Genomic DNA, 22623 nt, shown 5'->3' with positions numbered 1-22623 from the left:
AGTGGGACCATTGGTCAAAGATCTGCTCTTTCGTTTTTTGAAAGATCATCATAAGTGCTGGCAAAATATTGGGGTGCATCCTTGTGAATGGAACGTTATTTGGGAGCTTGGGGAACAAATCTTTTAATGTCTGTTTCCCTTAACATTCTCTTGGTTGGCTCATTCTCGTGTTTTATACTAAGGGTATGTTCAGAAACTTTTCTCGAGTGAAGAAAGGGTCGGAAATTTTGAGGATGATGATGAAATTTCGAAAATTATTTTAGGGAAAATTATGGTAGAATAGGATAAGAATCATTCGTTTAATCTAACAAAAACTTGTAATGTATCTGAAGGGAGTTTGATTATGGTAAGCGTTTAACAAGAAGTGCTGATGATAAAATCATTGCGGGAGTTTGCTCCGGCTTGGCTCGGTATTTTAATATAGATCCGGTCATTATCCGTGTTATCTGGGGAGTTTCCTTTTTTGCTTATGGGATTGGACTTCTTCCCTACCTCATTTTCTGGGTGATTTTGCCAGAAGAATAAAGCAGAAACTAGTTGCAAAAGGCAGCTAGTTTTCTCTTTAGAAGATCTTAAAATATGGTATAATGAAAGTTATGGCAAATAAGAAAAATACAAAAAACAGTCGGACTACGAGACGGCCGACAAAAGCGGAATTAGAAAGACAAAAAGCGATTCGACGAATGATAGTCACCTTTGTTTTGGCTATCGCTTTGTTGTTTGCTGCTTTAAAGCTGGGAGCTTTTGGAGTCACCATTTATAACTTAATTCGGGTTCTAGTAGGGAGTCTGGCTTATGTGGCGATTCTAGCTGCTTTGTTTTATCTCTTTTTCTTTAAGTGGCTGCATAAATATGAAGGAAAGATTTCAGGCTTCATCAGCTTTTTCTTAGGACTCAGCTTAATTTTTCAAGCCTATTTTGTTCATGTTTTGCATTTGAAAGGGCAGGTTTTATCTACAACGCTTACAAGAGTTCTGACAGATTTGTTGGCCTTTAAAGTGTCCTCATTTGCTGGCGGGGGGCTGATTGGGGCGGCTCTTTATGCTCCGATTTCTTTTCTTTTTTCAAATATCGGCTCTTATTTTATCGGGCTGCTCCTGATTTTGCTGGGTGCTCTGCTCATGAGTCCATGGTCGCTTTACGATCTTGCCGAGAAATTTAGCCTGGCTTTCCAAAACTGGAGGGAAAAAGAGGAAGAAAAACGTCAGCTTCGTTTTCTTGAGCAGGAGGAGAAAGCTGCACAGGCAGCTATGCAAGCCATTGAGGTAGAGCAGGCAGAAGCTGAAGTGGATCCTGAAACGGGGGAGATTTTAGATGGTGAGGACTTGTCTTACTCGCCTATGGACTTTGATGAGGCGGACTATGCTGAAGAGGGAGAGTATGATTCTCATGAGCCCCTGGACTTTGACAGCGAAGAGGAAATAGAAGAAGCAGAGGCAGATACAGATGTAGAAGTGGATTTTACAGCTAAAGAAAATCTAGACTATAAACTACCGACTATCAATCTCTTTGCGCCTGACAAGCCCAAAAACCAGTCCAAGGAAAAGAGGATTGTCCGAGAGAATATCAAAATTTTGGAAGAAACCTTTGCTAGCTTTGGGATTAAGGTTACTGTAGAGCGAGCTGAAATCGGGCCTTCTGTCACCAAGTACGAAGTCAAGCCAGCTGTCGGCGTTCGGGTCAATCGGATCTCCAATCTGGCGGATGACTTGGCTTTAGCCTTAGCTGCTAAGGATGTGCGGATTGAAGCGCCGATTCCTGGAAAGTCTCTTGTTGGGATCGAAGTACCCAACTCTGAAATTGCGACCGTGACCTTCCGAGAACTTTGGGAGCAGTCTAAGACCGATGCTAGCAAGCTCCTAGAAATCCCACTCGGTAAAGCTGTCAACGGCTCTGTCCGCTCCTTTGACTTGGCTAAGATGCCTCACCTCTTGGTGGCGGGCTCTACTGGCTCTGGTAAATCTGTGGCCGTCAACGGGATTATCGCCAGCATTCTCATGAAAGCCAGACCAGATGAAGTCAAGTTTATGATGGTGGATCCTAAGATGGTGGAGCTGTCTGTTTATAATGACATTCCCCACTTACTTATCCCAGTCGTGACTAATCCTCGCAAGGCTAGTCGTGCATTGCAGAAGGTCGTGGATGAGATGGAAAACCGCTATGAACTCTTCTCCAAGGTCGGTGCTCGTAATATTGCTGGTTATAATGCTAAGGTCGCTGAGTACAATGCTCAATCTGAGTACAAGCAGGTGCCCCTGCCTTTAATCGTCGTCATCGTGGACGAGCTGGCAGACCTTATGATGGTGGCTAGCAAGGAAGTGGAAGACGCTATTATACGTCTGGGACAAAAAGCGCGTGCGGCTGGGATTCACATGATTCTGGCTACCCAGCGGCCATCTGTAGATGTTATCTCAGGTCTGATTAAGGCCAATGTACCCTCTCGAATTGCCTTTGCTGTATCCAGTGGGACAGACAGTCGGACCATTCTGGATGAAAATGGAGCAGAAAAGCTCTTGGGTCGAGGAGACATGCTCTTTAAGCCTATTGATGAAAACCACCCAGTTCGTCTGCAGGGCTCCTTTATCTCGGATGAAGATGTGGAGCGAATCGTAGCCTTTGTCAAGAATCAAGCTGAAGCTGACTATGACGATAGCTTTGATCCTGGTGAAGTATCTGAAAGTGATATGGAGTCTGGCGGTGGCGACGATGAAGGTGATCCGCTCTTTGAAGAAGCCAAGGCCTTGGTTATCGAGACTCAGAAAGCCAGCGCTTCGATGATCCAGCGGCGACTCTCGGTCGGCTTTAATCGGGCTACTCGTCTTATGGAAGAGCTGGAAGCAGCAGGTGTTATCGGACCAGCCGAAGGAACGAAGCCGAGAAAAGTGTTGCAGACAAGTTAAACATTTTCCCGAGCAGTTGGTTAACAAGAATAATGTCCTGTAATACAAATCTGCCAGCAGTCAGCCGGCAGATTTTCTCTACTGAAGAATGAAAGGAAAAAGTAAGGAAAAAGTTATGAAACTAGATAGCATTCACCATATTGCGATTATTGGCCATGATTATGCCAAGACCAGGGATTTTTATGTGGAAAAGCTGGGCTTTGAACAGCTGGATGAGCACCACCGGCCAGACAAACAGGACATTCTCTTTAATGTCCGCAAAGGAAATCTGACGCTGGAAATTTTCATCAAGGAAGAGGCTCCTAAGCGGCCAGCCCTGCCTGCTCCAGAGCATACTGGTCTGCGGCATCTGGCTTTCCGAGTAACAAATGTTGAAGAAATGCTAGCGGAATTTGACCGATTGGAGATTCCCCATACCGAGCTGCGCTATGACGACTTTGATGGTCGTAAGATGGCTTTCTTCTTTGATCCCGATGGTCTGCCTCTGGAGATTCACGAATAAGACTAAGAGAATCGGAAGATATTTGTTTCTCAGTAAAAACATGACTTGTAAGTTCCGCATACGAAAACCCCATCGGCTATAACCAATGGGGGCGTGTCTTACGTTGTTACAAAAAGAGACCGATGACCATGGCTAGGTACATAAAGAAAGTCAAGATAAAACCAGCTCGCCAGAAGAATTTAAAGAACTTGGGATAGTAGAAAGTCCGTTTTTTCCTGAGAAAATAAGCTGTGATAGCGATAGACAGGCCAGACAAGACGAATAATAGGTGGGGTAAAAGACTATGGTAGAAGGCTTTGTCTGAAATGATATACAACTCTATAGCAAAAAAAGGGAAAGCCAAATCTGCAAAATTCAAGCCAAATTTTCTTAGCTTGAAGACCTTCACCGCGATAATCGATAAGATAAGTGTTAAAAAAATAAATAATACAGAAGCAATTTTTAATAATACCATGTAACCATTTTACCATAAAAATAAGAAAATATAAGAATTTTTCTTGCATTTTGAAAAGATTAGTGTATAATAGAAAAGTATGCAAAAAGCATACTTGTGGGAGGTAAAAATCTCTAATTACCGCCAAAACCACAAAGGAGGATTTAAAAATGGCTAAAAAAGTCGAAAAACTTGTAAAATTGCAAATCCCTGCTGGTAAAGCTACTCCAGCTCCACCGGTTGGACCTGCTCTTGGTCAAGCTGGTATCAACATCATGGGATTCACAAAAGAGTTCAACGCTCGTACAGCTGATCAAGCTGGTATGATCATTCCAGTTGTTATCTCAGTATACGAAGATAAATCATTTACTTTCGTTACAAAGACACCACCAGCTGCTGTTCTTTTGAAAAAAGCTGCAGGTGTTGAAAAAGGATCAGGTACACCTAACAAAACGAAAGTTGCTACAGTTACTCGTGCACAAGTACAAGAAATTGCAGAAACTAAGATGCCAGATTTGAACGCAGCAAACATTGAGTCTGCAATGCGTATGATCGAAGGTACTGCTCGTTCTATGGGATTCACTGTTGTTGACTAATCAATAACACCCCCAATATAACCCGCAAGACTTCATCATTTCGAGGAGTGACGTGGGAGATGAAAATCGATTGAACCACTTACAAGGAGAATAGAAAATGGCTAAAAAAAGCAAACAACTTCGTGCTGCTCTTGAGAAAATCGACAGCACAAAAGCATACAGTGTAGAAGAAGCTGTAGCACTTGCAAAAGAAACTAACTTTGCAAAATTTGACGCAACTGTAGAAGTTGCTTACAACTTGAACATCGACGTTAAAAAAGCTGACCAACAAATCCGTGGCGCAATGGTATTGCCAAACGGTACTGGTAAAACTTCACGCGTTCTTGTTTTCGCACGTGGTGCAAAAGCTGAAGAAGCAAAAGCTGCAGGTGCAGACTTCGTTGGTGAAGATGACCTCGTTGCGAAAATTAACGACGGTTGGTTGGACTTTGATGTAGTTATCGCTACACCTGACATGATGGCTCTTGTTGGACGTCTTGGACGTGTCCTTGGACCACGTAACTTGATGCCAAACCCTAAAACTGGTACTGTAACGATGGATGTTGCTAAAGCAGTTGAAGAGTCTAAAGGTGGTAAGATCACTTACCGTGCTGACCGTGCAGGTAACGTTCAAGCAATCATCGGTAAAGTATCATTTGAAGCTGAAAAATTGGTTGAAAACTTCAAAGCTTTCAATGAAACAATTCAAAAAGCAAAACCAGCTACAGCTAAAGGAACTTACGTAACAAACTTGACAATCACAACTACTCAAGGTGTTGGTATCAAGGTTGACGTGAACTCACTTTAAGAATTGAATTTGAGCTACCTACGGGTAGCTCTTTTTTTTGGACAAAATATGCTGAAGACGGTTACAAAAAATGTAAAAACATGGTATAATTTTATGGAGCTATTTATTTTATATTCAAAGGAGATGAAATGATGAAAAAAGATCAGAACCAGCTGACTTGGCTGATGGTGTCCCTGATTGCCTTTAATATGGTTTGGGGTCTGGGAAATGTGGTCAACAACTACTCCCAACAAGGGATTTCAGTCGTTGTTTCTTGGATTCTTATCCTGGCCATTTACTTTATTCCCTATGCCCTTATCGTGGGGCAGCTAGGCTCGACCTTCAAGGAGAGCGGAGGTGGTGTCAGCGACTGGGTGGAGAAGACCTCTACCAAGCGCTGGGCTTATTTTGCGGCTTGGACTTACTGGGTGGTGCATATTCCCTACTTGGCTCAAAAGCCACAGGGAGTTCTGATTCCTTTAGGATGGGCTATACAAGGAAATGGCGATTTTTTGAGCAGTCTTGATATTCACTGGATTGTTATTCTTAGTTTGCTGATTTTCGGTGCCTTTCTCTACTTATCCACCAAGGGGCTGTCCACACTTAAAGTGATTGGGGGCTTGGCTGGAAGTGCGATGCTGATTATGTCCTTCCTTTTTGTTCTATTAGCGGTCGGTGCGCCTTTTATCAAGCCGGATATGCAGTTCGCAACGGCTAATATGGACAAGCTCAGTACTTATATTCCTAATTTTGATTTTTCATATTTTACGACTATCTCGCTCTTAGTCTTTGCAGTCGGTGGGGCTGAGAAGATTTCGCCTTACGTTAACCAAACTCGCAATCCAGCTAAGGAATTTCCAAAGGGCATGATTATCATGGCTGTAATGGTTGGGGCATCTGCTATTCTAGGCTCTCTAGCCATGGGTATGCTCTTTGACGGTAGCAATATTCCTGAAGATTTGATGCGCAATGGTGCTTATCAAGCCTTCCAAATGCTGGGTAACTACTGGGGTGTAGGTAATGTACTGGTAGTCATCTATGCCCTGACTAATATGGTCGGACAGATTGCAGCCTTGGCCTTCTCAATTGACGCGCCTCTACAAATCTTGCTCAATAATGCAGACGAAGAATTTGTTCCAAGCTGGCTACGTAAGCGGACATCAAAAGGTGTACTGATTAACGGTTATATCCTGACAGGGATTTTGGTAAGTTTCCTGATTGTCCTACCAATCTTTGGAATCAAGGAAATTGACGGTCTGGTTAAATGGATGACTAATCTTAACTCCATCGTTATGCCGATGCGTTATCTTTGGGTATTCGTGGCTTATATGTTGCTCAATAAAGCTTGGAAGAAATACAAGGATGCGGAATACAAACTTACTAAAAATCCAAAATTTGGCTTTATCATCGGAGCTTGGTGCTTCCTTTTCACAGCTTTTGCTTGTATTTTAGGTATGGTTCCCAAAGTAGACTATGCGGTTGATCCAGCTGGTTGGCGCTTCTCTCTGATGACAAATATCTTGACACCGATTGTCTTGATTAGTTTAGGCGTCATCTTGCCTCTATTGGCTAAACGGGAGAAGAGACAGTCACTTAAATAGTAGTGATGATCGCCTCTATCAATAACTTGATAAATTTTTCAGTCCTATCTTATGATAGGGCTATTTTTAGGAAAAAATTCCTTTCACAGGAAATAAAAATGATAAAGCAAGCGTTTCTTCTGGGGGACTTTCATAAGAGATGGTACTTGTATCGACGGTTAAGGTTGGATGATTATTTTGAAGGTTCAGCTTAGCCCTCTATTGCAAAGCTACAATTTTCTCAAGAAAATATCCTTCTCCTTTTGTGAAATACCCATAATTGTGGTAAAATAAGTGGAATAAATATTATTAAAAACAAAGAGGTATTATAATGTCTAAGATTCTAGTATTTGGTCACCAAAATCCAGACTCAGATGCCATCGGGTCATCTGTAGCTTTTGCTTATCTTGCAAAAACAGCTTACGGTTTGGATACAGAAGCAGTAGCTCTTGGGACTCCAAATGAAGAAACAGCCTTTGTATTGAACTATTTTGGTGTAGAAGCACCACGCGTGATCACATCCGCTAAAGCAGAAGGTGCAGAGCAAGTTATCTTGACTGACCACAATGAATTCCAACAATCTGTTTCAGATATTGCTGAAGTGGAAGTTTATGGCGTTGTGGATCACCACCGTGTAGCTAACTTTGAAACTGCAAGCCCACTTTACATGCGTTTGGAACCTGTTGGGTCAGCGTCTTCTATCGTTTATCGTATGTTTAAAGAACACGGTGTGGCAGTTCCTAAAGAGCTTGCTGGTTTGATGTTATCTGGTTTGATTTCAGATACACTTCTCTTGAAATCTCCAACGACACACCCAAGTGATAAGGATATTGCTCCTGAGTTGGCTGAGTTAGCAGGTGTGAACTTGGAAGAATACGGTCTCGCTATGCTGAAGGCTGGTACAAACTTGGCCAGCAAGTCTGCAGAAGAATTGATTGACATTGATGCTAAGACTTTTGAACTCAACGGAAATAATGTCCGTGTAGCGCAAGTCAACACTGTTGATATTGCTGAAGTTTTGGAACGCCAATCAGAAATCGAGGCAGCAATGCAAGCAGCTATTGCAGCAAATGGCTATTCTGACTTTGTTTTGATGATTACAGACATCGTCAACTCAAACTCAGAAATCCTTGCAATTGGCGCAAACATGGACAAGGTAGAAGCAGCTTTCAACTTCAAACTTGAAAATAACCATGCCTTCTTGGCTGGTGCCGTTTCACGTAAGAAACAAGTCGTGCCTCAGTTGACTGAAAGCTTTAATGCTTAATATCTTAAATGACAACTATAAGATAGGAAACACTGGTTTTCCGCACATGTAAAGGAGTTTCGGCTCCTTTTTTGATAGACGAGAGAAATGAAGATTCAAGATTTACAAAATGGTGATCTATTGTTTACAGTTGGGAAATCCGATATGGCAGCAGCGATTCGGACAGCTACGGGCGCCTATAGCCATGTGGGCATCGTTTTTGATGGTGAGATTTACCATGCGACGCAGGAAAAGGGAGTGGCCCATCAGCCCTTGAGCCAGTTTTTGGAAGAAGAGGACAGGTATCATGTCTTTGCTTATCCAGAGATAGATGCCTCTGCTGCCTTCAAAGAAGCCAAATCCCATCTGGGAAAGTCCTATAATGCTAGTTTCTATCCTGAGAGCGAGGGATTTTACTGTTCGGAATATATTGCTCAGATTTTGCCAATTTTTGAGACCATTCCCATGCAGTTTGGAGATGAGGAAAACTTGATTTCTAATTTTTGGCAAGTTTACTATGAGGACTTGGTCTTAGCAGTGCCTGTAGGACATCCTGGAACCAATCCCAGTCAGTTGGCTCAATCAGCCAAGCTTATCTATAAAGGAGAGCTCCATGATTAAAATTCTCAATCCGACTCGGCTGACACGACAGCCCTTATTTGAAAAACTAATCAATTATCTGGATCAGCAGGATGATGTGATTTTAAGAGAAATCAAACGTGAATTTGCGGGCTTTCCCAATCTAGATCGCTTCATGGAGGAATGTATCAAGGCGGGCTATATTCGGCGGGAGAATAAGCGCTATTATCAGCAGGTTCCGCTTTTGGAGAATCTAGAAAATCTATCTTTGGATCAGGAAATCTTTATTCGAGATGATAGTCCGATCTATCAGGAATTGCTGAATTTGCGCTTTGAGACTCAGCTTGCTAATCAGACTAATGCGGCTATTCTGCTGGAAAAGACCAATTTTCAGAGAGATAAACTGACCTTGTCCAATTTTTTTTATAAAATGCAGCGACAGTATCCGCTGTCTGAGGAGCAGGAGCCCCTTTATGCTATTTTAGGAGATGTGAATCCAGAGTATGCCCTCAAGTATATGACGACATTCCTCCTCAAGTATGTCCGTAAGGATGAGCTCCTGCAGAAGCGTCGAGACATTTTTGTCGATAGTCTGGTGATTCTAGGTTACATTCGTCAGAATGAGGCTGGCAAGTATGAGTTGAAGGCTAGCTTTGATAAAGAGCGCCTAGTCTTCCAATTGGACTGATAGTTTTTAGAATGAGGGAAAAATTAGACAGCCCCACCTGTCATTTTGCCATATTCTGTGCTATAGTAGTATATAGAATTTGGGAAAGGAATTAGAATGACAATGTTGAAAAAAATCTATCCCGAGCAACCACTAGAGAACCTTAGGTGGTTCGATATGTTGATTTTAGCAATTATTATGTTTGGTCAATTTATTTACTCCTCAACAATAAATTGGCTGACGATGTCCAGCTCTGTAGGACAAGCAATCGTGCCCAGACCAGAGGATGAAAATTTTGCCTTGCTGAGCAATTTGAAATTGCAAGTTTTCCTGCTGGTGTTGGCACTTGTCTATCTAGGCATCCGTCATTATGATTTCAAACAGCTGAAACTACGCTTGTCTTGGTCTATTCTTTGGGCGCCCTTGATTTTTGCGGTTGTCGGTCTGACTTCTGATGTGATAGCAGCTTTAGTCGGTTCCTATAATTATTTTGACTTAGAAATCTTGCAGCATATCGACTGGACCTTTGTCGAAGTTTTTCGCAAACTAGCTGCACTGGGACCTGTCGTCATTCTTTATTCCCTCTTCAATGGTGTTTATGAGGAATTCTTTTTCTTAGGCTTGCTAACATCAGTAAAAGAAGAGAGCAAATGGTGGGTTTTAGGCTTTTCAACGCTGGTTCGCTTTTCTGTCCATACCTATCAGGGGCTAGTCTCTGCTTTTCTGATTGGCGTGGTCTTCGGTCTATTCTATTATTTCTTTTATAAATACAAGGTTAAAAACTTGTTGCCTTTCTTTTTGGCACACGCCTTTGCTGATATGGTAGGCAGCAGCTTGCTCTACGTCTTAGTGATGTGGAATGGATAATAAAAAGGACTCGAAAGTCCTTTTTTATATGTATTTTTCTGCCAGTGTATAATCACCGGGATAAGGAACCTTTTGGTCATTGATGATTTGGTAGGTATCTGCTCCCTTGCCAGCTAGAATGACTGCATCGCCTTTAGCATTGGTTAGGCTGAGGGCTTTTTTGATAGCTTCTTCGCGGTCAGCAATCATATCCACCTCAAAGGAAATGTAGCTAGCAATTTCTTTTGCGATAGCAATTGGATCTTCGCGATTTGGATCATCTGCGGTCAAAATGACTTTGATTTCAGGATGCTGATTGAGTAGGAGGCCAAAGTCCTTGCGTCGACTTTCTCCCTTATTGCCAGTAGCCCCTAGTACAAGTATAGTCTGTCCTTTTTGATGTTCTTGAACGACAGACAGCAACTTAGCCAAACTGTCGCCGTTGTGGGCGTAGTCCACGAAGACCTTGGCGCCGTTTGACTGGGTCAAGACCTCCATGCGTCCTGGCACTCGTGTCTGGGCAATACCAGCTTGAATATCTTCCAATGAAGCTCCAAGTCGTAGGCAGGCTAGGCCAGCAGCAATGGCATTTTCCTGATTGAAGCGACCAATCAGCTGGACATCGTAGGAACCAGCCAACTTTCCTTGCGCTTCAAAGGAGAAGGCTTGCAATTGCAGGATGCTATTGGCGGAGTCTGCTCCATAGAAGTCGTGGTCGTAGTTGGCCACTTGCTCAGCTAAAACTTGAAAATGATCCATGCCACTATTGACGACAACAGCTCGGCTATTGTCCATCAAGAGTCGCTTGTGGTAGAAGTAGTCTTCAAAAGTCGGATGCTCAATCGGGCCGATATGGTCAGGGCTGATATTGAGGAAGACACCTACATCAAAGGTCAGGCCGTAGACCCTCTTTTTAAGATAGGCTTGGCTGGAGACTTCCATGATGAGATGGGTTCGACCATTGGCTACAGCTTGAGCCATCATCTCAAAGAGGTCTAAGCTTTCAGGAGTGGTCAGGGTTGATTTAAAGAAAGTTTTGCCGTCCAGAGTGGTATTCATAGTAGAAAGCAGGGCTGGTTTGTGGCTTTGTTTTAAAATATTATAAGCGAAATAAGCCGATGTGGTCTTGCCCTTGGTACCAGTGAAGGCCAAAAGTTTGAGTTTTTGCTCTGGGTGACCGTAAAATTCCATAGAAATGAGACTCATGGCTTGTTTAATATCATTGACCAGAAGCACTGGAATTCCGACTTCGAGGTCAGTCTCACTCAGGTAAAACTCTAGTCCAGCTGCTACAGCTTTCTCTAAAAATTCCCGCTTGAAATGCTCGCCCTTGACAAAGAAGAGAGTTCTACTATCTGCCTTGCGACTATCATAGCTAATCTTATCAAAGGTCAAGTCCTGATAGTTGAAGTAGTAGTCTCCATCAGCGATGATTTCACGAAAATTTTGGTCTTTTTTTAAAATATCTAGTATTGATTCAATTTTTATCATATCTCTATTGTAAACCGAAAGGCTATGTTTTACAAGAGGCAAGGAAAAGTTTATAATAAAAGAAGAACAAATAGAAGAGGTTTTCTATGAGCCAAGAAACAACAAGCCAGCAGCAGCAAATGCTAAGAGGGACTGCCTGGCTGACTGCTAGTAATTTTATCAGCCGCCTTCTTGGGGCTGTTTATATCATCCCTTGGTACATCTGGATGGGCCAGCACGGGGCAGAGGCCAATGGTCTTTTTACCATGGGCTATAATATCTATGCTTGGTTCCTTTTGGTTTCCACAGCAGGAGTGCCGGTGGCTGTTGCAAAGCAGGTTGCTAAGTACAATACGATTGACAAGGAGGAACACAGCTTTGCTCTCATTCGAGAGTTTCTCAAGTTCATGCTGGTATTGGGATTGATCTTTGCAGTCATCATGTACTTGATGGCACCGGTTTTTGCCTCAATGTCTGGTGGCGGGGCTGACTTGATTCCAGTCATGCAGAGTTTGTCTTGGGCTGTGCTCATTTTTCCGTCTATGAGTGTCATTCGGGGCTTCTTCCAAGGGTTTAACAATCTGAAACCATATGCCATCAGCCAGATTTCGGAGCAGGTAATTCGGGTGATCTGGATGCTACTGACAGCTTATTTCATTATGAAAATCGGTTCAGGTGACTATGTTGAAGCCGTGACCCAGTCTACCTTTGCTGCTTTTGTCGGGATGCTGGCAAGTATGCTCGTCTTACTTTTCTATCTAGCAAAAACGGGTATGCTACGCTCTATCCTGAGAAAGCCAAAAAAATCTGCGGGAATTAGCGGTCGCTCCCTTCTCTGGGATACGATACGAGAAGCCATTCCCTTTATCATTACAGGCTCTGCTATTCAGCTTTTCCAGATTATTGACCAGGCGACCTTTATCAACATTATGACCCAGATTAGCGATTATACGAAATCAGAGCTCCTAGTGCAATTCGCCTATTTCTCAGCTAATCCGAATAAAATCACCATGATTTTAATTGCGGTGGCAACTTCTATCGGTGGTGTCGGGATTCCTCTCTTGACCGAAAATTATGTCAAGGGTGACTTTCGCTCGGCTGCTCGCCTAGTGCAAGATAATCTTAGCATGTTGCTCTTCTTTATCTTTCCGTCAACAGTGGGAGCAGTTCTGGTGGCTAGTCCGCTCTATACCGTTTTCTATGGTAAGCCAGATAGTCTAGCACTGGGGCTTTTCATCTGCGCTATGTTGCAGACGATCATTCTCAGCACCTATACAGTTCTGGCTCCGATGATTCAAGCTCTGTTCCAAAACAAGAAAGCGATTCTCTACTTCTTTTATGGAGTTCTTGTCAAGCTCAGTCTGCAGGTGCCGATGATCAATCTCTTCCATGCTTATGGTCCCTTGATTTCAACGACCGTCGGCCTTTTACTGCCAATCTTCTTCATGTTTAGAGAAATTCGCAAGGTTGTTGGTTTGAATCCTAAGAACCTCTTGAAGCGTTTGCTGTTGAGTATGATTCTCACAATTGCCATGGTGATCTTGGTTCTGCTTGTCGAGTATCTACTAAGCTTTATCTTCCAGCCAACTAATCGGATGTACAGCTTTATCTATGTCGCTGCCGTTGGAGGAGTCGGAATGCTCGTCTATATCGTACTGTCTCTCAAAGTTCGGCTCATAGACCGTTTTATCGGACAAAAGGCAGATAGTTTGCGCCAACGATTAAGAATGAAATAAGAAACGAAGAGTCGTTCAGCGACTCTTTTTTTATGGATTGTTACTCTATAGTTTCAGACTATAGCTAGCTCTTGAAAAGAAAAAAGCTCAAGACTTTCTTAAGATGTTACAATAGAAAGGTAGAATATTTTTAAAAAAGAGGAACGGTTAAATGGAGAGAGAGCGGAAATTAAATACCTTGTTGGCTCAAGCGGGAGTAAAAACAGACACAACAACGGGTGCCTTAACAACACCCCTGCATTTTTCAACGACCTACCAGCACCCTGAGTTTGGCCAGTCCACAGGATATGACTATACTCGAACCAAGAACCCTACACGGGCTAGCTTGGAAGAGACTCTAGCTGCTATCGAAAGTGCAGATTATGCCCTAGCGACTAGCTCTGGTATGTCGGCTATTGTGCTAGCCTTTAGCGCCTTTCCAGTTGGCAGTAAGGTTTTGGCTGTTCGAGATCTCTATGGTGGCTCTTTCCGCTGGTTTGCTCAGGTCGAAGCGGAAGGACGCTTTAGCTTTACCTATGCTAATACGGAAGAAGAACTCCTGAACAAGCTAACAGAGGATATAGATATTGTCTATATCGAGACACCGACCAATCCTCTTATGGTAGAGTTTGACATTGCCCGCATTTCCCAAGCGGCTCATGAGCGAGGAGTAACTGTCATTGTGGACAATACCTTTTACAGTCCTATTTACCAAAGACCGCTGGAGGATGGAGCTGACCTTGTCCTGCACTCTGCGACCAAGTATCTGGGCGGGCACAATGATGTCTTGGCTGGAGCTATCATGACCAATGATACTGCCATTTATGACAAGCTGTTCTATAATCTCAATACAACTGGAGCAGTCCTGTCTCCATTTGACAGCTATCTGCTTTTGCGTGGTCTCAAGACCTTGGCTCTCCGCATGGAGCGCTCTACTCAGAATGCGCAAGAAGTAGTTGCATTTCTGAAGTCATCTCCTGCAGTAAAAGAAGTTCTCTATCCAGGTAAGGGAGGCATGATTTCCTTTAAAGTTGTTGATGAAAGCAAGATTCCTCATCTCTTAAATAGCCTGAAAGTCTTTACCTTTGCAGAAAGTTTGGGTGGAGTAGAGAGTTTGATTACCTATCCAACGACCCAGACTCATGCAGATATTCCTGTTGCAGTGCGCCATTCCTATGGCTTAACTGATGATTTGCTGCGCCTGTCAATTGGGATAGAAGATAGTCGAGATTTGGTAGACGATTTACGAGCAGCCTTGGAGGACTAATATGGGAAGTTATAACTTTGAAACAGCGCCCAATCGGATTAGTCAGCATACTTATAAATGGAAAGAGGCGGAGAAAGACAGTCAAGTCCTGCCAGCCTGGATTGCGGACATGGATTTTGAAGTCCTGCCTGAAATCCAGCAAGCCGTCCATGACTATGCGGATCAGTTAGTCTATGGCTATACCTATGCTAGTGAGGAGTTGATCAATGCTGTTCTAGCTTGGGAGCGGGATGAGCATGGCTATACCTTTGACAAGGAAGCCTTGGTCTTTATTGAGGGAGTTGTTCCTGCTATTTCGACGGCTATCCAAGCCTTTACCAAGGAAGGTGATGCCGTTCTAATCAATACTCCTGTTTACCCTCCTTTTGCCCGCAGTGTCAAGCTTAATAATCGTCAGCTGATTACTAATTCCTTGATAGAACAGGACGGTCTTTTTCAGATTGACTTTGAACAGCTGGAGCGGGACATCGTAGACAATGAAGTCAAGATTTACGTGCTTTGCAATCCGCATAATCCTGGCGGTCGAGTTTGGGAAGAGGACGTTTTAGACAAGATTGGTCGTCTCTGCCAAAAGTACGGCGTTCTCGTGGTTTCAGATGAGATTCACCAAGATTTGACCCTGTTTGGACATAAACACCAGTCTTTCAATACTGTTTCACCTGACTTTAAGGACTTTAGCCTGATTCTAGCCAGTGCGACTAAGACTTTTAATATTGCTGGGACAAAAAATTCCTATGCAGTGATTGAGAATCCTAGCTTGCGACAAAAGTTTCAAAAGCGCCAACTGGCCAATAACCAGCATGAAATTTCGGGTCTTGGATTTCTAGCGACGGAAGCTGCCTATCGTCATGGCAAAGCTTGGTTGACTGAGCTCAAGGTTGTCTTAGAGGAAAATATTGATTTTGTAGTCGATTATTTTGCTAAGGAAGCACCACGTCTGCGGGTCATGAAACCTCAAGGGACTTATCTGGTTTGGCTGGATTTTTCAGATTATGGGCTGACAGATGACCATCTTTTTCACTTGCTTCGAGAAGAGGCTAAGGTTGTCCTGAATCGGGGAAGTGATTTTGGCCAAGAAGGCAAAGGACATGCTCGTCTCAATACAGCTGCACCGAAGACTATGATCAAAGAGATTTGTCGACGGATTGCGGAAGTTTTACCAAAATAAAATAAAAATAGCTCTCTTTATTGACAATCTTTCTAAAGAGGAGTATAGTAATAGTGTCAATCGGTAGGTGAGGCTACCATAAGGATACGGATGACTACCGCAAAGCAGTGGAGACACTACTCGTTGGTCAACAGTCCTGATCGCAAAGGTCAAGACTAAGCTCATTTCATCGCCTTATGGAGTTAAAGCTTGAACGGTGAATGCTTGTTTTATCTGTGTTTAAAACAATGAAGCGAATAACCTGACATGCAAACGACCCTGTCGAGAATTGGCAGGGTCTTCTTTTTTGCTGAAAATATTTCAAGAGTAGAAATAGTTGATTGCCTGCCTCTTAAGAAAAAGAAGGAGGAATAGTAATGAAATTATGGTATTCTAGTACCAGTCCTTTTGCGCGTAAAGTCTATGCTATAATTTTACACCATCATTTAGAGGAGCAAGTGGATATTCAGAAAGTTCAGGTGGCTTTCGACAAAAATTCACCGCATAATCAAGATAATCCTTTGGGTAGAATTCCTGCTTTTCAAGCTTCCAATGGAGAATGGTTGTATGGTAGTGATTTAATTTCCCAATATTTAGACGAGCTAGGTCAGGAAACTCCGCTTTTTCCTAATGGAATAGAGAAGTGGCACATTTTAAACATACTGTCCGTTGCTGAAGGAATTTTGGAAAACACAATGCCGATGGTTGCGGAAAAAATTTTCCATGAAAAAGAGCATTGGTGGAAAGACAGACATCAGCAAATTGAAGAGAGAAATGTCCGGAGTTTGGCTTTATTAGAGAAACTTGCTACTGAGCAAGGACTTTCTTTGAATATTGCAACAATCCAAGTAGTTGCTCTTGTAGATTGGTGGAATTTACGTGAAGAAGTCATTGGATTTTCTTTGAAAGAAAATTTTCCCGACTTGCAAGAATGGACCCAGAAGATGAATGCTACTTTTGATGTCTTGCAGGCATCTTGGGATTATTAACTACATTTATAAACTAAGAAAGGAGAAGTACGATGCAAATTGACGATCATCCGGAACCGCACATACACAGCCAATCGCTGATTTGTGTCGTTCTGTCCTCATAAAGTGATTGGTCCCTGTGTATGAAAATTATCAATCATACATAAAGGAGAAACCAATGAAAACAGTAAAAGAAAGATTAGTTGCTGCTCTGCAGTTTCCTATAAAAGAAACCCTGGCATTTTACAAGAGTTCCTTTCGGGGCCTGACAGAAGAGCAGGTCGAAGAAAATCGTGATCTCTATGGTGAAAATATCATCACAAAGGGTCAGGAAGACTCTATTTTCAAGAAAATTTACGAGTCCATCATTAACCCCTTTACAGTCATCTTATTGGTGATTGCCCTCGTGTCTTTAGTTACTAATGTCTGGCTGGCTAAGCCTGGTGAGGAAGATCCGACGACTTCCATCATCATTGTTGTTCTGGTGCTGATTTCCGGTGGCATTCGTTTTATTCAGGAACTGCGGAGCGACCGCGCTGCTAGCAATCTGTCTCGGCTGATTGTCAACACAGCTACAGTCATTCGAGAAGGAGTAGAGCAGGAACTGCCCATTGATGAGCTTGTTGTAGGAGATATCATCAAGCTCAGTGCTGGAGACATGATTCCTGCAGATGTGCTGCTGCTGGACTCGCGTGATTTCTTTGTTCAGCAGTCCGGCCTGACAGGGGAAAGTGATGCAGTAGAAAAGATCTGTTTGACCAAGGCGGATGGGCAAAATCTCGATAGCCTTTTAGAAACAGAGTCGCTGGCCTTTATGGGAACCAATGTTATTTCCGGAAGAGCTACAGCTCTGGTGCTGGTGGTTGGCGATGAGACCATGATGGGAGCCATTGAGCAGACGCTTAATACCTATGATGAGCCGACCTCTTTTGAGCGCGAGATGAATAGTATTTCCTGGCTCTTGATTCGTCTGATGCTGGTCATGGTTCCGGTCGTGTTCTTCATCAACGGTCTGACAGACGGCGACTGGCTGGAAGCAGGTGTCTTTGCCCTCAGTGTTGGGGTCGGCCTGACCCCAGAAATGCTGCCTATGATTATCACAGCGAGCTTGGCTAAAGGTTCCATTATTATGGCTCAGGAAAAGGTCGTGATTAAGAAGCTGAACGCTATTCAGGACCTAGGAGCTATTGATATCCTTTGTACGGATAAGACGGGCACACTGACTCAAGACGAGATTGTATTGGAATACCCGCTGGATATTCATGGTGATTTGGACTTGGCAGTGCTCCGTCGTGCTTTTCTCAATTCCTATTATCAAACGGGCCTTAAAAATCTCATGGATCGGGCTATTATCAATCGGACGGAGAAAGAAGCGGAAAAGCATGAGATTGTTCGTGATTTAGACCAAACCTTTAAGAAAATTGATGAGCTGCCCTTTGACTTTGAACGCCGCCGCATGAGTGTCATCGTCAAGGATGATGAGGATGTCATCAGCATGGTAACCAAGGGGGCCTTGGAGGAAATGCTGGCCATCTCTAGCTATGTAGAATACAAAAATCGCATTACAGAACTGACTGAGGAGATTCGTCAGGAAATCCTTGCGGAAGTGGCTCAACTCAATGAGCAGGGGCTGCGCGTGCTTGGTGTTAGCTACAAGTCAGACCTAGAAGAAGATTATGAGTATGAAGTAAAGGATGAGTCCGATATGATTTTGACGGGCTATCTGGCCTTTCTAGATCCACCTAAGTCATCCGCAGCTCCAGCTATTGAAACTTTGGCTGAATACGGTGTTGCCACTAAGATTTTGACGGGTGATAATGATAAGGTAACCCAAGCAGTCTGTGAAAAAGTTGGCTTAGATGTAGACAATATCTTGCTAGGTGTAGAGGTAGATGCTCTATCTAATGAGGAATTGAGTCAGGCAGTGGAGAACACGACAGTCTTTGCCAAGCTCTCACCTGACCAAAAAGCTCGGATCATCCTCCAGCTCAAAGCCAATGGCCACAAGGTTGGCTACATGGGTGATGGCATCAATGATGCGCCTTCTATGAAGGTAGCAGATGTTGGTATTTCTGTTGATACGGCAGTCGATATAGCTAAGGAAACAGCAGATGTCATTTTGCTGGACAAGGATCTCATGGTTCTGGAGAAAGGGCTGGTAGAAGGTCGCAAGGTCTATGCCAACATGACCAAGTATATCAAGATGACGGTCAGTTCCAACTTTGGGAATATCTTTTCTCTTCTTTTTGCCAGTATCTTTTTGCCATTTCTGCCTATGGCACCAGTTCATCTGATTGTCCTCAATCTAGTTTATGATTTGTCTTGTATCGCTCTGCCCTTTGATAATGTAGATAGTGAATTTCTTAAGAAGCCTCATATTTGGTCAGCTAGCTCCATTACCCGTTTTATGGCTTGGATCGGGCCAATCTCATCTGTTTTTGATGTTTTGACTTATCTGGTGCTTTACTTTATCATCGTGCCTATGATCACAGGAGGCAGCTATCAAGCTGGTACTGAACAGGCAGTGACCTTTATCACTCTTTTCCAAACAGGCTGGTTTATTGAGTCTATGTGGACCCAGACCATGGTCATCTACATGCTACGCTCGCCTAAGCTGCCTTTTGTGCAAAGCCGTCCTGCTCTTTCCGTCATTGTGACGACCATGGCGGCTGCGCTCTTTGTTACTTCCTTGCCATATAGCCTCTTTGCGTCAGTTCTGAAGACAGCTCCGCTGAATGTCACCTATTTCCTTTGCCTTTTCTTGATTATCGTGCTTTATATGGTTAGCGTAACCCTTGTGAAAGGCCTTTATATCAAGCGTTACAAGGAATGGCTGTAATAGAAGGGCTAGCAGAGTTTTAAGAGTTAAAAAAAGATTGGAAAATTTTCCAATCTTTTTTGCATGCATTATTCTTTATCAGGTTGCCATTGCCAGTTTGCTCCAAATTGGGCGAGTAACTCGAAGGAGGCTTCTGGTCCCATAGATCCGACAGGATATTCATGGAGTGGTACTTGATTTTGGCTCCAGAGTTCTTCGATGCGATCGATGAGCTCCCAGCTGGCTTTTACTTCGTCCCAATGACTGAAATTAGTTGAGTCGTTATTAAGGACATCAAAAATTAATTTTTCATAAGGGTCTGGAGAAGCTCCTGAAGCTGTGGCATCTGTCCGATAATCCAATGAGATAGGAGCTAGATTAAAGAGTTCTCCAACTTCCTTGCCATTGAGGCTGAGTGAAATCCCCTCAGTTGGCTGGATATAGATGGTTAGGACATTTGGTTTGAGAGGCTCACCAAAGATGGAGTCCATTTGCTTGAAGACGATATTGGCATGGGTTCCTTTTTTGGTGAGGCGCTTCCCTGTTCGGAAGAAGAAGGGAACGTCACGGAAGCGGTCGCTATCAATGAAGAAAGCACCAGAGGCAAAGGTCTCAGTAGTAGACTCAGGATTGACATTTGGTTCGCTACGGTAAGAAATATATTTTCGACCGTTGATTTTGCCAGACTTGTACTGGCCGCGAATGAAGAAACGTTTCAAATCTTCTTCGCTTGGCTGAACGAGGCGCTCAAATACCTTGGCCTTTTCTGCTCGGATATCGTCTTTGGTAAAGCTTTTTGGCTTATCCATGGCCAATAAGGAGAGGAGCTGCAAGGTGTGGTTTTGCACCATATCACGGAGGGCACCGGATTGATCATAGTAGCCACCGCGTTCTTCAACGCCCAACTTTTCAGCAAAGGTAATCTGTACATTATCAATGTATTGGCGGTTCCAGATATTTTCAAACAGCAGATTAGCAAAGCGGATGGCAAAAATCTTTTGAATCATTTCCTTGCCCAGATAGTGGTCGATACGGAAAATCTGTTCCTCGTCAAAGGTTGCCAGTAGATCTTCGTTAAGTTTGCTGGCAGTTGCCAAATCTATCCCAAAGGGTTTTTCGACAATCAGGCGTTCAAATCCCTTTCCATCAACGATTTGCTCAGACTTGAGATGCTTAGCAATGGTTCCGAAAAATTGTGGCGCCATAGAAAGGAAGAAGAGTTTATTATTTTCTGCCTGGTATTGCTCGTTAAGCTTGTTTTGCAACTTGCGCAATTCGATATAATGCTCGGTATCTTGCACGTCATGGCTTTGATAATAAAAGTGGCTGGCGAACTCTTGAGCCTGCTCTGCACTGTCGGCTAGGTCTGAGATTGATTCGACAACGACTGACTCGAAATATTCCTTGCTCCAGGGTCTGCGGGCAGTTCCAATTACGGCAAAATGTTGCGAAAGATTGCCAGATTTATAAAGTCGAAAGAGGGAAGGATAAAGCTTTCTTTGAGCCAAGTCTCCGCTGGCACCAAAAATTGTAATAATAACTTTTGAAGACATGATACTTATTACCTATCTAAATGTGATTGTCTCTATTTTATCACAATTTTCAGAAAAATTGTATTTGAAAAATCTGGATCTGGCCAAAGAAAATATCCCGAGGAGAAGTCGGGATAGAAATTTAGGCTTCTTTCTTCTGATGAATTGCTCGAAATAGGAAATAGTAGAAAATAAAGTTGCCTATTGCGAGAAGGAGAAGTAGGCTAAAGACATTGTGGGCACCGCTTGTCGTATCGGGTGCTTGATTGAGCAGGACGGCTGCGATTGCCGTTCCCAAGGCACCAGCAAAGGTTTGCGCTAGTTGAAAGAGGGCAGTCACATCCGCCGTTTTATCTTTACTGACTTGAGAAGCCGATAAAGCCATAGTATTGTTGAAGGCCATGTTGCGTCCCAGAGTAAAGAGGATATAAAATCCTAAGATTAAAGGCAGATTGAGCCAGCTTGTAAAGAAGCTAAAGACAATCATGACCAGAAAGACTAGGCTATTGCCGCCTAGCAGAGACAATCTAGGGCCTTTGCTATCGTACAATTTTCCCAGAAAAGGCGACATGAAAGCCCCGATCATAGTTCCGGGAAGCAGGGAAAATCCAGCTTGGGCAGTAGAGACATTCTTGACCAGTACGAGAAAGTTGGGAATGAGAAAGTTGCTGGATAGGTTGGAGAATTGGAAGATTAAAAAGGGCAGAATTCCAAAGAAAATCGTTGGTTCTTTCAGGATACGGATGTCCAGAAACGGATCTTGAACTGTCAGACTCCGCCAGATAAAAAAGGAAAAGGAAAGGAGAAAAATAGCTAGATAGAGCCAATTGACACTATCGCCACCTTCCAAACTGGAAATGGTCATCAGAGAAAAGGAAAGAGCCGTTGCGAGCGAGAGAAAGCCTAGCACATCAAAGGGCCGCTTGCTTTTTCCTGCCGAATTTTCCAAGTTAACATAAGCCAGTAAAAAAGAGAGGATGGGAACTGGCATGATAAAGCTGTAGATCATGTGCCAGTCGAAGGAGCCAATCATGAAGCCTCCGTAGGTCGGTCCGATGGCTGGTGCCAGACTGATAACTAGACCACTCAGCCCCATATAAAATCCGATTTTCTGCCGAGGGACCCGCTCCACGATGAGATTAAACATAAGTGGAATGGCAATCCCAGTCGCTCCGCCCTGAAGGATCCGCCCCAGCATAAGGAAAGTAAAGTCTGGGGCAATCATAGAAAGCAGATTCCCAAGGGTAAAGATGGAAAGCGAGGTAAAGAGGATACGACGCTCCGTCCAGTTGTGGGCCAGAGTTGCGCCTAAAGTTATGGTGATAGCGGCAGCCAGTAGATAGCCAGTGGTAATCCATTGTAGTACCCCTAGGCTCAGGCCAAAGACCTGACTCAGGTGGGGAAAGGTCACATTCATACTGGTCTCTGAAAGAATTCCAGCAAAGGTGATTAAGGCTACAGCTAGAATAGAAAGCAAATCTCGCTTACTTACTTTTTCTTGCTTCATAAAAAGAACTCCTTTTCAAATGAGATAGTATTATTGTAGCATGATTTTTCAAGATAAGAGAGAGAAAATTAAAGAGCGAGCTTC

The 22623-nt window shown here is 43.3% G+C and carries 18 protein-coding genes, 1 pseudogene and 1 riboswitch; of the genes and pseudogenes, 15 read left to right on the top strand and 4 right to left on the bottom strand.

Features of this window, described 5'->3' with window-relative positions; genetic code table 11:
- Positions 1 to 360: 360 nt before the first annotated feature.
- The 3 genes and pseudogenes from D8797_RS09105 to gloA2 form a co-directional block, all read left to right on the top strand.
- Positions 361 to 525, top strand: a pseudogene (locus D8797_RS09105) (PspC domain-containing protein); the annotation flags it as partial.
- Positions 526 to 596: 71 nt separating this feature from the next.
- Positions 597 to 2900 carry a DNA translocase FtsK gene (locus D8797_RS09100; protein WP_125380372.1) on the top strand — a complete coding sequence of 768 codons (2304 nt, stop codon included), beginning with the start codon at positions 597 to 599 and terminating at the stop codon, positions 2898 to 2900.
- Positions 2901 to 3015: 115 nt separating this feature from the next.
- Positions 3016 to 3402 carry an SMU1112c/YaeR family gloxylase I-like metalloprotein gene (gloA2, locus tag D8797_RS09095; RefSeq protein ID WP_125380370.1) on the top strand — a complete coding sequence of 129 codons (387 nt, stop codon included), beginning with the start codon at positions 3016 to 3018 and terminating at the stop codon, positions 3400 to 3402.
- A 106-nt stretch (positions 3403 to 3508) separates the two neighbouring features.
- Here the strand turns inward: gloA2 and D8797_RS09090 are convergent, their stop codons facing one another.
- The gene (locus D8797_RS09090; RefSeq protein WP_125380369.1) at positions 3509 to 3856 is read right to left on the bottom strand and encodes a DUF3397 domain-containing protein; all 348 of its coding nucleotides are present in this window, start codon (positions 3854 to 3856) and stop codon (positions 3509 to 3511) included.
- A 149-nt stretch (positions 3857 to 4005) separates the two neighbouring features.
- Here D8797_RS09090 and rplK point away from each other — a divergent pair, with 149 nt between their 5' ends.
- The 7 genes from rplK to D8797_RS09055 all read left to right on the top strand — a co-directional run bounded on the left by rplK (position 4006) and on the right by D8797_RS09055 (position 10136).
- Positions 4006 to 4431, top strand: a complete 426-nt coding sequence (gene rplK / locus D8797_RS09085) for a 50S ribosomal protein L11 (RefSeq protein WP_001085808.1) — start codon at positions 4006 to 4008, stop codon at positions 4429 to 4431.
- A gap of 97 nt (positions 4432 to 4528) precedes the next feature.
- Positions 4529 to 5218, top strand: a complete 690-nt coding sequence (gene rplA, locus D8797_RS09080) for a 50S ribosomal protein L1 (protein ID WP_001085675.1) — start codon at positions 4529 to 4531, stop codon at positions 5216 to 5218.
- Between the two features lie 131 nt (positions 5219 to 5349).
- On the top strand, positions 5350 to 6798 hold the full coding sequence (locus tag D8797_RS09075) for an APC family permease (protein ID WP_125373747.1): 1449 nt from the start codon (positions 5350 to 5352) through the stop codon (positions 6796 to 6798).
- A gap of 310 nt (positions 6799 to 7108) precedes the next feature.
- A complete protein-coding gene (locus tag D8797_RS09070) occupies positions 7109 to 8044 on the top strand; it encodes a manganese-dependent inorganic pyrophosphatase (protein ID WP_005589432.1) in 936 nt (311 codons plus the stop codon).
- Positions 8045 to 8131: 87 nt separating this feature from the next.
- Complete coding sequence (locus D8797_RS09065; RefSeq protein WP_125373696.1) at positions 8132 to 8644, top strand: YiiX/YebB-like N1pC/P60 family cysteine hydrolase; 513 nt, start codon at positions 8132 to 8134, stop codon at positions 8642 to 8644.
- Positions 8637 to 9290: a DUF1803 domain-containing protein gene (locus tag D8797_RS09060; protein ID WP_125380367.1), complete on the top strand. Its 654-nt coding sequence runs from the start codon at positions 8637 to 8639 to the stop codon at positions 9288 to 9290. The genes D8797_RS09065 and D8797_RS09060 overlap by 8 nt, the downstream gene beginning before the upstream one ends.
- Positions 9291 to 9386: 96 nt before the next feature.
- On the top strand, positions 9387 to 10136 hold the full coding sequence (locus tag D8797_RS09055; protein WP_125380365.1) for a CPBP family intramembrane glutamic endopeptidase: 750 nt from the start codon (positions 9387 to 9389) through the stop codon (positions 10134 to 10136).
- A 24-nt stretch (positions 10137 to 10160) separates the two neighbouring features.
- Here D8797_RS09055 and D8797_RS09050 read toward each other — a convergent pair whose 3' ends face one another.
- Positions 10161 to 11606 carry a UDP-N-acetylmuramoyl-L-alanyl-D-glutamate--L-lysine ligase gene (locus D8797_RS09050; protein ID WP_125380363.1) on the bottom strand — a complete coding sequence of 482 codons (1446 nt, stop codon included), beginning with the start codon at positions 11604 to 11606 and terminating at the stop codon, positions 10161 to 10163.
- An 86-nt stretch (positions 11607 to 11692) separates the two neighbouring features.
- Between D8797_RS09050 and D8797_RS09045 the strand changes: the two genes are divergently transcribed.
- From D8797_RS09045 to mgtA, 5 genes are all read left to right on the top strand, one after another.
- Positions 11693 to 13321, top strand: a complete 1629-nt coding sequence (locus tag D8797_RS09045; protein ID WP_125380361.1) for a putative polysaccharide biosynthesis protein — start codon at positions 11693 to 11695, stop codon at positions 13319 to 13321.
- Between the two features lie 151 nt (positions 13322 to 13472).
- Positions 13473 to 14567 carry a cystathionine gamma-synthase gene (locus D8797_RS09040; RefSeq protein WP_125380359.1) on the top strand — a complete coding sequence of 365 codons (1095 nt, stop codon included), beginning with the start codon at positions 13473 to 13475 and terminating at the stop codon, positions 14565 to 14567.
- Position 14568: 1 nt separating this feature from the next.
- A complete protein-coding gene (locus D8797_RS09035; RefSeq protein ID WP_125380358.1) occupies positions 14569 to 15735 on the top strand; it encodes a MalY/PatB family protein in 1167 nt (388 codons plus the stop codon).
- A 52-nt stretch (positions 15736 to 15787) separates the two neighbouring features.
- Positions 15788 to 15943, top strand: a riboswitch (M-box (ykoK) riboswitch).
- A gap of 148 nt (positions 15944 to 16091) precedes the next feature.
- On the top strand, positions 16092 to 16703 hold the full coding sequence (locus tag D8797_RS09030; protein ID WP_125380357.1) for a glutathione S-transferase family protein: 612 nt from the start codon (positions 16092 to 16094) through the stop codon (positions 16701 to 16703).
- Between the two features lie 157 nt (positions 16704 to 16860).
- The gene (mgtA, locus tag D8797_RS09025) at positions 16861 to 19521 is read left to right on the top strand and encodes a magnesium-translocating P-type ATPase (RefSeq protein ID WP_125380355.1); all 2661 of its coding nucleotides are present in this window, start codon (positions 16861 to 16863) and stop codon (positions 19519 to 19521) included.
- A 68-nt stretch (positions 19522 to 19589) separates the two neighbouring features.
- On the opposite strand, the gene zwf is transcribed toward mgtA, so the two are convergent.
- Together zwf and D8797_RS09015 are read right to left on the bottom strand one after the other, a co-directional pair.
- Entirely contained in the window at positions 19590 to 21053 is a 1464-nt protein-coding gene (gene zwf, locus D8797_RS09020; protein ID WP_125380353.1) for a glucose-6-phosphate dehydrogenase, read from the bottom strand.
- 121 nt (positions 21054 to 21174) lie between these two features.
- A complete protein-coding gene (locus tag D8797_RS09015) occupies positions 21175 to 22539 on the bottom strand; it encodes an MFS transporter (RefSeq protein ID WP_125380351.1) in 1365 nt (454 codons plus the stop codon).
- Between the last annotated feature and the right edge of the window lie 84 nt (positions 22540 to 22623).

Source organism: Streptococcus cristatus, assembly GCF_003944225.1.
GTDB classification, from domain to species: domain Bacteria; phylum Bacillota; class Bacilli; order Lactobacillales; family Streptococcaceae; genus Streptococcus; species Streptococcus cristatus_K.
Note: the sequence above shows the minus strand (reverse complement) of the source record. Positions and strands in the feature narration are given on the sequence as shown.

Excerpts from the sequence above, each read along its gene's own strand:
- D8797_RS09055 (WP_125380365.1), top strand. The coding sequence starts at position 9,387 with ATGACAATGTTGAAAAAAATCTATCCCGAGCAACCACTAGAGAACCTT.
- D8797_RS09040 (WP_125380359.1), top strand. The coding sequence starts at position 13,473 with ATGGAGAGAGAGCGGAAATTAAATACCTTGTTGGCTCAAGCGGGAGTA.
- mgtA (WP_125380355.1), top strand. The coding sequence starts at position 16,861 with ATGAAAACAGTAAAAGAAAGATTAGTTGCTGCTCTGCAGTTTCCTATA.
- rplA (WP_001085675.1), top strand. The coding sequence starts at position 4,529 with ATGGCTAAAAAAAGCAAACAACTTCGTGCTGCTCTTGAGAAAATCGAC.
- D8797_RS09090 (WP_125380369.1), bottom strand. The coding sequence starts at position 3,856 with ATGGTATTATTAAAAATTGCTTCTGTATTATTTATTTTTTTAACACTT.
- D8797_RS09030 (WP_125380357.1), top strand. The coding sequence starts at position 16,092 with ATGAAATTATGGTATTCTAGTACCAGTCCTTTTGCGCGTAAAGTCTAT.
- D8797_RS09045 (WP_125380361.1), top strand. The coding sequence starts at position 11,693 with ATGAGCCAAGAAACAACAAGCCAGCAGCAGCAAATGCTAAGAGGGACT.
- D8797_RS09070 (WP_005589432.1), top strand. The coding sequence starts at position 7,109 with ATGTCTAAGATTCTAGTATTTGGTCACCAAAATCCAGACTCAGATGCC.
- D8797_RS09065 (WP_125373696.1), top strand. The coding sequence starts at position 8,132 with ATGAAGATTCAAGATTTACAAAATGGTGATCTATTGTTTACAGTTGGG.
- D8797_RS09050 (WP_125380363.1), bottom strand. The coding sequence starts at position 11,606 with ATGATAAAAATTGAATCAATACTAGATATTTTAAAAAAAGACCAAAAT.
- rplK (WP_001085808.1), top strand. The coding sequence starts at position 4,006 with ATGGCTAAAAAAGTCGAAAAACTTGTAAAATTGCAAATCCCTGCTGGT.
- gloA2 (WP_125380370.1), top strand. The coding sequence starts at position 3,016 with ATGAAACTAGATAGCATTCACCATATTGCGATTATTGGCCATGATTAT.
- D8797_RS09060 (WP_125380367.1), top strand. The coding sequence starts at position 8,637 with ATGATTAAAATTCTCAATCCGACTCGGCTGACACGACAGCCCTTATTT.
- zwf (WP_125380353.1), bottom strand. The coding sequence starts at position 21,053 with ATGTCTTCAAAAGTTATTATTACAATTTTTGGTGCCAGCGGAGACTTG.
- D8797_RS09015 (WP_125380351.1), bottom strand. The coding sequence starts at position 22,539 with ATGAAGCAAGAAAAAGTAAGTAAGCGAGATTTGCTTTCTATTCTAGCT.
- D8797_RS09100 (WP_125380372.1), top strand. The coding sequence starts at position 597 with ATGGCAAATAAGAAAAATACAAAAAACAGTCGGACTACGAGACGGCCG.
- D8797_RS09075 (WP_125373747.1), top strand. The coding sequence starts at position 5,350 with ATGAAAAAAGATCAGAACCAGCTGACTTGGCTGATGGTGTCCCTGATT.
- D8797_RS09035 (WP_125380358.1), top strand. The coding sequence starts at position 14,569 with ATGGGAAGTTATAACTTTGAAACAGCGCCCAATCGGATTAGTCAGCAT.